8 protein-coding genes are annotated in these 9,656 nt (G+C 55.9%); 4 read left to right on the forward strand and 4 right to left on the reverse strand.

The window, feature by feature from the left end; all coding sequences use genetic code 11:
• Positions 1–11: 11 nt before the first annotated feature.
• The 3 genes from RMS95_RS05320 to RMS95_RS05330 are packed head-to-tail and all read right to left on the reverse strand — an operon-like array spanning position 12 to position 2,100.
• A complete protein-coding gene (locus tag RMS95_RS05320) occupies positions 12–722 on the reverse strand; it encodes a nitroreductase (protein ID WP_310644240.1) in 711 nt (236 codons plus the stop codon).
• On the reverse strand, positions 719–1,168 hold the full coding sequence (locus tag RMS95_RS05325; protein ID WP_310644242.1) for a thioesterase family protein: 450 nt from the start codon (positions 1,166–1,168) through the stop codon (positions 719–721). Before RMS95_RS05325 ends, RMS95_RS05320 begins: the two co-directional genes overlap by 4 nt.
• Positions 1,165–2,100: a histone deacetylase gene (locus tag RMS95_RS05330; protein WP_310644244.1), complete on the reverse strand. Its 936-nt coding sequence runs from the start codon at positions 2,098–2,100 to the stop codon at positions 1,165–1,167. Before RMS95_RS05330 ends, RMS95_RS05325 begins: the two co-directional genes overlap by 4 nt.
• A gap of 181 nt (positions 2,101–2,281) precedes the next feature.
• On the opposite strand from RMS95_RS05330, the gene RMS95_RS05335 reads away from it, so the two are divergent.
• On the forward strand, positions 2,282–2,827 hold the full coding sequence (locus tag RMS95_RS05335) for a phasin family protein (protein ID WP_310644246.1): 546 nt from the start codon (positions 2,282–2,284) through the stop codon (positions 2,825–2,827).
• A gap of 88 nt (positions 2,828–2,915) precedes the next feature.
• Here RMS95_RS05335 and RMS95_RS05340 read toward each other — a convergent pair whose 3' ends face one another.
• Positions 2,916–3,869 (reverse strand): patatin-like phospholipase family protein, encoded by a 954-nt coding sequence (locus RMS95_RS05340; RefSeq protein ID WP_310644248.1) that lies wholly within the window; start codon positions 3,867–3,869, stop codon positions 2,916–2,918.
• Between the two features lie 165 nt (positions 3,870–4,034).
• Here RMS95_RS05340 and RMS95_RS05345 point away from each other — a divergent pair, with 165 nt between their 5' ends.
• The 3 genes from RMS95_RS05345 to rpoD all read left to right on the forward strand — a co-directional run bounded on the left by RMS95_RS05345 (position 4,035) and on the right by rpoD (position 9,311).
• Complete coding sequence (locus tag RMS95_RS05345; protein WP_310644250.1) at positions 4,035–4,793, forward strand: 3-hydroxyacyl-CoA dehydrogenase; 759 nt, start codon at positions 4,035–4,037, stop codon at positions 4,791–4,793.
• A gap of 64 nt (positions 4,794–4,857) precedes the next feature.
• On the forward strand, positions 4,858–6,759 hold the full coding sequence (dnaG, locus tag RMS95_RS05350; RefSeq protein ID WP_310644251.1) for a DNA primase: 1,902 nt from the start codon (positions 4,858–4,860) through the stop codon (positions 6,757–6,759).
• A gap of 269 nt (positions 6,760–7,028) precedes the next feature.
• Entirely contained in the window at positions 7,029–9,311 is a 2,283-nt protein-coding gene (rpoD, locus tag RMS95_RS05355; RefSeq protein ID WP_310644253.1) for an RNA polymerase sigma factor RpoD, read from the forward strand.
• The last annotated feature ends 345 nt before the right edge of the window (positions 9,312–9,656 follow it).

Consider the following 9,656-nt stretch of genomic DNA (forward strand, 5'->3'; position numbering starts at 1 on the left):
CTTTGGAAAATTCAGTCCACCCACTGGGTGAACTCGTCCACCGGCACACGCGGCGTGACAAAGGTGTTGACCTTGTCGCTGTCATCAGCCCAACCCAAGGCCAAACCACACACCAACATCTCGCCCTCACCCGCGCCGATGTGCGGCAGGATGATGCTATGAAAGCTGTTCCAAGCCGCTTGCGGGCAGGTGTGCAGACCACGCGCACGCGCAGCGAGCATGATGTTTTGCACAAACATGCCGTAGTCAAACATAGAACCACGGCCCATCACGGGGTTGATGGTGAACATCAATCCCACAGGGGCATCAAAGAATTTGAAGTTGCGTTGGTGCTGCAAATGCATTTGCTCTTTATCGGCTTTGCCAATGCCCAGTAAACCGTACAAGCCCCAACCATTTTCACGACGGCGGTCAATGAACGGGCTGATCCATTGCTTGGGGTAATAGTCGTATTGCTCTTGGTATTGCTGAGCGACTTCGGGATTGGCCCGCATGGCTTCGTGTGCAGCACACACCTTGTCGACCAAGCTATCGCGACTCGCACCTTGCAGCACATACACCTTCCAAGGTTGGGTGTTGGTCCCCGACGGGGCGCGGCTGGCGACTTGCAAAATCTCGGTGATCAATTCACGCGGCACAGGCTGCTGCGTGAACGCGCGGGCAGACATGCGCGAGGTGATGGCGTGGTCAACGGCGGCGATGTTCTCAGATGGGGTGCTCATACCAAAGTCTCCAATACAGTTTTTAAATTCAAGGGCAGCGCCTTCACAGGTCTGCGATTTTCTTTGTCGACATAAACGTGCACGAAGTGCCCGTGTGCGGCACACAACTCGGCACCTTGCGCAAACAAGCCCACCTCGTAACGCACGCTGGACGAGCCCAGTTTGGCCACGCGGATGCCCGCTTCAATGGTTTGCGGAAAAGCCAAGGGCGAAAAATAGTTGCACTGGGTTTCAATCACCAAACCAATCGTGTCACCGTGGTGAATATCCAGCGCCCCCTGCTCAATCAAATGTGCGTTGACCGCCGTATCGAACCAGCTGTAGTACACAACGTTGTTGACATGGCCGTAGGCGTCGTTGTCCATCCAACGCGTGGTGATGGTACGAAATACCTTGAAGGCGCTGCGCGGCTGCGCTTGAGGGCGTGCAGAAGTGGGAGTCGTCATACAGACAGATTTTGCCAGCGTCGCCAATACGCCTGCGCGACACGGTAGGTGTTGACTTGCACGCGAACCGTGTCCTCGATGTGATGGCCGTATCCACCCGCCATGCAAAATGCCAACGGGACACGGTGTGACCATGCCCAGTCCAGCACACGTCGATCACGGGCCTCTAGGCCGTCAAAGCTGAGTTTGAGTCGCCCCAAGCGGTCTCCCTCGTGCGGATCAGCACCTGCGAGGTAAATCACCAAACCCGGACTGAACCGTGACGTCAGCTCTGCCAGCGCGAGGTCCAAGGCGTGCAGGTAGGCGTCGTCATCACATCCATCAGGCAGCTCAACATCCAAATCGCTGACTTCTTTCGCAAATGGAAAATTACGCGCCCCGTGTAGCGATAAGGTAAACACTTGCGCATCGTCGGCAAAGATGTGCGCCGAGCCATTCCCTTGGTGCACATCCAAGTCAATGATGGCCACTTTCAGCGGTTGTAAATGGCTGCGGGCCCATTCAGCTTGCATCAGGCGCGTAGCCACCGCCGCATCATTGAACACACAAAAACCACTGCCGCGATCCGCATAGGCATGGTGCGTCCCCCCCGCCATATTGGCCGACACGCCCTCGGCGCCAAACAACGCCGTGCGCGCGGCCATCACCGTGGCACCTGCGGAACGGCGTGATCGTTCAACCATGGCCTCAGACCATGGAAAACCGATGTCCTTTTGCGCAGCTGGACTCAAACTTCCTTGCACCACCGACTGGATGTAGCGCGGGGTGTGCACCAATGCCAGCTCACCATCGCTGGCGGCAGGGGCCACTTGCATCGCCACCTCAGGCAACTCAAGTGCCAAGCGCTCACGCAACAAACGGTACTTCGCCATAGGAAAGCGGTGCCCTTCGGGCAGAGGCAACACAAATTGATCGGAATAAAAGGCGCGCATGAGCAGATAAGTGGAAGCGGCAGTGGATCGATTGTGACCAACACGCGAAAACATTCAGATTTAGAACCTCGCCTCTAAACCGCCGCCAAGGCCTTGCGAATTTACGGGATAACCCTAAACTTCATCCCAATGCTGCAACGCAACATTTTTTGCAAACTGTCTTAACTACTGGAGTAACCCCATGCTGAACGCCGAACAAATCATCGCCTCGAACAAAGCCAACCTGAACAACCTCTTTGGTTTGTCAAACCAAGCCTTCGCTGGCGTGGAAAAGTTGGTTGAACTCAATCTCACTGCCGCACGTGCTGCATTGACTGAGTCTGCTGAGCACGCACAAGCCGTGTTGGCCGCCAAAGACCCACAAGAATTCATCAGCTTGCAAACTAGCTTTTTGCAACCTTTGGCTGAAAAATCTGCGGCTTACAGCCGTCACATCTATGACATCGCTTCTGGCACGACTGCTGAATTGAGCAAAGCCTTCGAAGGCAAAGCTGCTGAAGGTCAACAAGCCGTCACCGCTTACATCGAAACAGCCTTGAAAAACGCGCCTGCAGGCTCTGAGCAAGCTGTCGCCTTCTTTAAGCAAGCTGTGAGCGCCAGCAACACTGCCGTGGAAACTGTGCAAAAAGCTGTCAAGCAAGCCACAGACATCGCTGAAACCAACCTTCAAGCTGCAGCCGACACCGCTGTGAAAGCTACCAAAACTACCGCTGCTAAAAAGCGTTAATTGGTCCCAGTTGTCTCCTCGGGTCTTTTCGTCACCTTGGGTGCAAAGATCCCTTCAAGGGCTCGTCGCAAGATGAGCCCTTTTTTTATCAGCGTGGCACCAATGCCGCTCGCAATTTAGGCAAGGCCTGCAGCATGGCCGCACGACCCGCTTCGATCGAGCGACGACGTGCACCAAAATCAGCGCTGCCCACATGATTCAAGGCGGGGCGCACCACCAAATCGGCCTCTTTCAACTCAAACGAATTGATGCTTTTGCCCATGATGGTGAAGGTTTGCATCAAGATTTGGAACATGTCATCGGTCTTCGCGGCCTCCGGCGCACTGGAAATGTCCACAGCCAGCACATATTCCGCGCCCATTTGTCGTGCGTAACGGACCGGGACAGGGGACACCAAGCCGCCATCCACAAACTCACGGCTGCCGATACGAACCGGTTCAAACACCGAAGGCACGGAGCTAGAGGCGCGCACCGCGGTGCCCAAATCACCCCGCTGAAACAGCACGCCCTCGCCCGTGCGCAAATCGGTGGCGACGATGCCCAGCGGCATTTTCAGCTCTTCGATGCGCCGTCCTGACGTCTGTTGGCTGACGTAACGACTCAGGGCATCGCCGCGCATCATGCCCCGCCCCAGCAAAGGCACGGTCCAATCGGTGATGGTGGCTTCCTCCATGGTCTCCGCCACCTTTTGCAACTGCACGCCCGTTTTGCCACTGGCATAAAACGCGGCCACCAAGCTGCCAGCAGACGTGCCCACCACCAAATCAGCCTTGATGCCGGCCTCTTCCAAAACTTGAAGCACACCCACATGCGCAAATCCACGTGCAGCACCGCCACCCAATGCCAACCCTAAACGAGGCACTTTTTTCACCACGGGAATCTCGCCCCCCGCAGAGGGCGCAACTGGCACAGTTGGTTTTTCAACAACGGGCGCCACAGGGCCTGTCGATTGACAAGCACTCAACACGGCCACACAAGCCCCCAGCACCAGCCTGCGCCAAGCGCAACCAAGTGGCGAAGCTGGAGAAAAAACAACTGACATTTTGAAAAATCCTAGCGCTCTGAGCACAAAAGGATGGATTGTCCTAGATCGCTGTCGCACCCGATGAATAAGGCCAGCCTCGAATCGCTCATAATTCACAGGTCAAATTGACGTTTACGTAAACGTCAACTCTTTCAATCACCCCCTCACATATTGGAGAAATTCATGGAAATCAAAGGCAAAGTTTTCATCGTCACAGGCGGCGCATCGGGCTTGGGTGAAGGCACGGCACGCGCGTTGGCCGCCAAAGGCGGCATCGTGGTCATCGCCGACATGCAGGCGGACAAAGGCGAAGCCATCGCCCAAGAGATCGGCGGCGCTTTTGTCAAATGTGACGTGAGCAACGAGGCTGATGGCCAAGCCGTGGTCGCCAAAGCCGTGTCGTTGGGCAAATTGATGGGTCTGGTGAACTGCGCAGGCATTGCACCCGCCGAAAAAACTGTGGGCAAAAATGGCGCACACAGCCTCAACACGTTCAGCAAAACCATCATGGTCAATTTGGTGGGCAGCTTCAACATGATCCGTTTGGCCTCAGAAGCCATGAGCCACAACACGCCAGAAGCCACCGGCGAACGCGGCGTGATGATTTCGACAGCATCGGTCGCCGCTTACGACGGTCAAATTGGTCAAGCGGCCTACAGCGCGTCCAAAGGCGGTGTGGTCGGCATGACCTTGCCCATTGCCCGGGACTTGGCCCGCAACGGCATTCGCAACATGACCATCGCCCCTGGCATCTTTGGCACGCCCATGATGTTTGGCATGCCGCAAGACGTGCAAGACGCACTGGCCGCCAGCGTGCCCTTCCCCTCGCGCTTGGGCACACCACAAGACTACGCAAAACTGGCGTTGCATATTTTTGAAAACGATATGCTCAATGGCGAAGTGATTCGCTTGGACGGTGCGATTCGTTTGGCACCGAAATAAGCAGCAGATCACGGGAAAGGCGGGAGGGTCTGCCTAGAATCGACCCTCCACGTTTTTCCCCACCATGGCCATCCCCCAATCTTTCATCCAAGAACTCCTCGCCCGCGTTGACGTGGTCGAGGTGGTGGGTCGCTATGTGCAGCTGAAAAAGGGCGGCGCCAACTTCATGGGCTTGTGCCCGTTCCACGGCGAAAAATCCCCCTCGTTTTCAGTCAGTCCCGCCAAACAATTTTTCCACTGCTTTGGTTGCGGCAAAAACGGTAACGCCATTGGCTTCTTGATGGAGCACGCGGGCATGACCTTCGTGGAAGCCGTCAAAGACTTGGCCCAAAACGTGGGCTTGCAAGTGCCGGAAGAAGACATCTCGCCGCAAGACCGCGAGCGCGCCGCACAACAACGACAAAAGCAAGCCACCCTCACGGATGTGCTCGAAAAAGCAGGCGAGGCGTACCGCAAGCACCTCAAATCGTCGCCCAAAGCCATTGAATACCTCAAAGGCCGAGGCTTGAGTGGCGAGATTGCACGCCAATTCGGTCTGGGCTACGCCCCCGAAGGTTGGCGCAGTTTGGCCAGTGTGTTTCCCGACTACCAAGACCCCATGTTGGCCGAGAGCGGCTTGGTCATCGTCAACCAAGAAGACGGCCAAGACGAAAAACGCTACGACCGTTTCCGAGACCGTGTGATGTTTCCAATTCGCAACGTCAAGGGCGAATGCATTGGCTTTGGCGGGCGCGTGCTGTTTGAGGGCACGCCCAAGTATTTGAACTCTCCCGAAACGCCGGTGTTCAGCAAAGGCCGCGAACTGTACGGTTTGTTCGAAGCCCGCAACGCCTTGCGCGATGTGGGTTACGTGCTGGTGACCGAGGGCTACATGGATGTGGTGGCGCTGGCACAACTCGGCTTCCCTAACGCCGTGGCGACCTTGGGTACGGCCTGTACCGCCGACCATGTGCAAAAGCTGTTCCGCTTCACCGACAACGTGGTGTTCAGCTTTGACGGCGACAGCGCAGGCCGACGCGCTGCGCGCAAGGCGCTCGAGGGCGCGTTGCCTTATGCAACCGATGTGCGCAGCGTGAAATTTTTGTTCTTGCCCGCCGAACACGACCCCGACAGCTACATCCGCGAATTTGGCAAAGAAGGCTTTGCCCATTGCGTCACCGAGGCCATGCCGCTCAGCCGCTTTTTGATCGAAGTGGCCCGCGAAGGCTGCGATTTGCACACGGCAGAAGGCCGCGCCCACATGGCCAGCAACGCCAAGCCCATGTGGATGGCGCTGCCTGACGGCGCCCTCAAACGTCAGTTGCTCACCGAAGTTGCCAACTTGGCCGATTTGGGCAACCACGAGTTGCAAGACTTGTGGATACCGCCAGCGCCCGCGCCTGCCAACACCTCGGGTCGTTCGGGTGAATACAAAAAATCTTCCAAATTCAAACCTCGCGAGCGGACGCAAAGTTTCAGCCCACGCCGCACACGACACATGCCCCAAGGACGGGCGGACCATGCCGCCCGCGTGCTGCTGTCTGACATGTCGATTTGGGAGCAACTCTCCACCGAAGACCACAACCTTTTGTGCGATCTGGCCCCACCGCATGGCCCCTTGTTCGTTTGGTTAGACCACCACCACCACGAACACGGCAACCAAGCTTGGGGCGTGTTGCGTGAGGCCATGCGCGGCGAAGACATTGAAGACCTAGCCCTGCGCGTGATGGCCTCTGCCTTCACCCCCATTCTCGATGACGACGGGAACCCGCGTCCTGATGACGCCACGCCGGAGGCCCTTGCCCTAGAAGCCCGCGCTGAATTGCGCGGCATGCTCAACCGCATGTTGATCGAAAGCATCAAGATGCAAGAAACCGAAGCCATCGAATCGGCCAAAGAAGACCCCACCGCTTTACAACGCTACCGAGCTCTACAAGCGCGCCGCCGTCAACTTGAATCCGTCCACCCAAACACCGCAGAAACGTAGCAATGGCGGGCTTTTGCATAAGCCCAGTCGCTTATTTTTGGTATAATCCAAACTTAGCAAGTGCGACAGCAGCACCTCCGAGCCCGGCTAACCGTGACACAAGCGCACGACTCGCCAATTTATCGCAAGGACTGCATTCCAAATGTTCGCCCTCACACGCTTGCTTTTGAGGCCCAACCTCCCCCACCCGTTTCCCTCCGCGTCGCATTTGTGGCGCTGCGTATTTATCTCTTTTTTGTGATTTCTTTTTTTGTTGTCTAGGAGTTTTCATGCCCGTCGACCCAAAGTCCAAGAAGCCTGCAGCCAAGGCAGATACAAAGCTCCCCGCAAAGACGGCCAAATCGGCAGCGCCAGCTGCTGCCAAGTCTGCCAAGAAAGCTTCTTCCGTGCCCGCATCCAAAACACCCAAGCCCGCTGACGCCAAACCCGTCGTCCGACTCATTCCTAAAAAGCCTGCAGCCGTTGAAGCACACGCACCTAAGGTAGAAAAAGCCAAACCAGCGGCAAAGACCAAAGCCAAGCCCAAAGCAAAAGCCAAAAAAGCATCGGAAGATGACGAAGACTTAAGCGACATCGAAGCCGACTTGGTGGGTGAAGAGCCCGTTGCAACCGAAGCGACCACTGAAAAAGTCAAACCGCTTCGCATGAAGATCAGCAAGGCCAAAGAACGCGCCTTGATGAAAGAATTTGGTCTCGACGAGACCGTGCTGTCTGAAGAAGACATGCAAAAACGCCGCTCACGTCTGAAAACCCTGATCAAACTGGGCAAGACACGCGGTTACCTGACACACGGCGAAATCTCGGACCACTTGCCCGACAAATTGGTCGATGCCGAGACGTTGGAAGTCGTGATCACCATGTTGAACGACATGGGCGTGGCTGTGTACGAGCACACCCCCGACGCAGAAACCCTGCTGCTCAACAACAACACCCCCACCGCCGCAACCGAAGAAGAAGCGGAAGAAGAAGCCGAAGCCGCCCTGTCCACCGTGGACAGCGAATTTGGCCGCACCACCGACCCTGTGCGCATGTACATGCGCGAAATGGGCACGGTCGAGTTGCTGACCCGCGAAGGCGAGATCGAGATTGCCAAGCGCATTGAAGGTGGCTTGATGGACATGATGGCGGCCATCAGTGGCTCACCCGCCACCATCGCGGCCATCTTGGCCATGGGCGAAGAAATTCGCGAAGGCAAAGTGGTCATCTCCACCATCGTTGACGGTTTCAGCAACCTGAACGAAGCCGACGACTATGTGGCCGAAGAAGACTTTGACGAGTTCGACGAAGCCGACGATGACGACGGCAAAGGCGGCTCCAAAGCACTGACCAAGAAACTGGAAGAGTTGAAGAACCAAGCTTTGGAACGCTTCGACCGCATGAACGCTTTGTTCGACAAGCTGCGCAAGACCTACGACAAAGAAGGCTACGGCACACCCGCCTACGTGAAAGCACAAAATGCTTTGACCGCGGAGTTGATGAACATCCGCTTCACCGCCAAGACCATTGAAAAACTGTGCGAATCGGTGCGTGGTCAAGTCGACGAAGTGCGCAAGAAAGAGCGCGAACTGCGTCGCATCATTGTCGACAAGTGCGGCATGCCCCAAGCCACGTTCATCAAAGACTTCCCACCAAACTTGCTCAACCTCAAGTGGGTCGAAAAGCAAGCCGCTGCGGGCAAACCTTGGTCCACCACCATGGGCCGTTTCATTCCGCCCGTGCAAGACCTGCAACAAAAATTGATGGACTTGCAAGCCACCGTGGTCGTGCCTTTGGAGCAACTCAAAGACATCAACAAGCGCATGAACGCCGGCGAGCGCAACTCGCGCAACGCCAAGAAAGAAATGATCGAAGCCAACTTGCGCTTGGTCATCTCCATTGCTAAGAAGTACACCAACCGTGGCTTGCAATTCTTGGACTTGATTCAAGAAGGCAACATTGGTCTGATGAAAGCCGTCGACAAGTTTGAATACCGTCGTGGCTACAAGTTCTCCACCTACGCCACATGGTGGATTCGCCAAGCGATCACACGTTCGATTGCGGACCAAGCCCGCACCATCCGTATTCCCGTGCACATGATCGAAACGATCAACAAGATGAACCGCATCAGCCGCCAACACTTGCAAGAGTTTGGTTTCGAGCCCGATGCCAGCGTCTTGGCCGAGAAAATGGAAATTCCAGAAGACAAGATCCGCAAGATCATGAAGATCGCCAAAGAGCCTATTTCGATGGAAACACCGATCGGCGACGATGACGACAGCCACTTGGGCGACTTCATCGAAGACGGCGTGAACACGGCGCCTATCGAGGCCGCCATGCAAGCGGGCTTGCGCGATGTGGTGAAAGACATCTTGGATGGCCTCACCCCACGCGAAGCCAAAGTGCTGCGCATGCGCTTTGGTATCGAGATGACCAGCGACCACACCTTGGAAGAAGTGGGTAAACAATTTGACGTCACGCGCGAGCGCATCCGTCAAATCGAAGCCAAAGCCTTGCGCAAGTTGAAGCACCCTAGCCGCAGCGACAAACTGCGCAGCTTCATCGACACGATTTAATCGTCTTTGAGCCCTGCTTTCACAGGGTGATCAAAACCCCGCAAGCACCAAAGCTCGCGGGGTTTTCTTTTGGGCTTCTTAGAAACCGTGATTGTGTTTTAAACCGTGGCCAAGGCCATCACCCCCGTGGCCGTATTGAAATTGGGATGGTTGTGGGCGCACTTGTTTGAATGCATGATGTCCTGAACAGACTCGTAAGCTTTTTTTAATCGGCGGATTCAAGGACGAAGTGCAACACGCTTTAACGAGGCATGGAATACCTCGTGAGGTGTCTTGAATCCTAGTCGCTTTCTGGGGCGATGATTCAATCGGTTTTCAATCATAGTCAATTCCTCATCCGTCACG

It is taken from the genome of Limnohabitans sp., from assembly GCF_031539175.1.
In the GTDB taxonomy this organism is placed as follows: domain Bacteria; phylum Pseudomonadota; class Gammaproteobacteria; order Burkholderiales; family Burkholderiaceae_C; genus Limnohabitans.